We start from the raw sequence: 320 nt of genomic DNA, 5'->3' as shown, positions 1-320 counted from the left end.
TATCACACTGCGGCAAAGCTATGCGAGAGCAGGTGTGAAGGTCGCAAATTCAGTCAGTCGTTATGCGCATGCCAAACAATACAAGCGGATGCGTAAAGCATTGAAAAAACAAAAGTCGTATCTTGGTCGTGTGTTCCGCGACATTCTTCGTAAGTTAGATACCAACCCTTCAGCGGCGATGGTCGTTCAACTCCGCCAAGCTGAAAAACTGCTCAAGCAAGATAAATTCAGTAAATCGAAGCTGTACTCACTGCATGAGCCGCACGTTGAATGCATCGCGAAAGGTAAAAGTGCAAAACCGTACGAGTTTGGGGTAAAAG

Annotated in this window: 1 pseudogene; it reads left to right on the top strand. The window is 46.2% G+C overall.

Going from position 1 to position 320, the window contains the following annotated elements:
• Nucleotides 1-34: 34 nt before the first annotated feature.
• Nucleotides 35-320: pseudogene (locus HC733_RS22735) on the top strand (IS5/IS1182 family transposase); the annotation flags it as partial.

Source organism: Pseudoalteromonas sp. S16_S37 (genome assembly GCF_014694405.1).
In the GTDB taxonomy this organism is placed as follows: Bacteria; Pseudomonadota; Gammaproteobacteria; order Enterobacterales; family Alteromonadaceae; genus Pseudoalteromonas.
The sequence above is the reverse complement of the archived record's forward strand: the minus strand, read 5'-3'. Positions and strand labels throughout refer to the sequence as shown.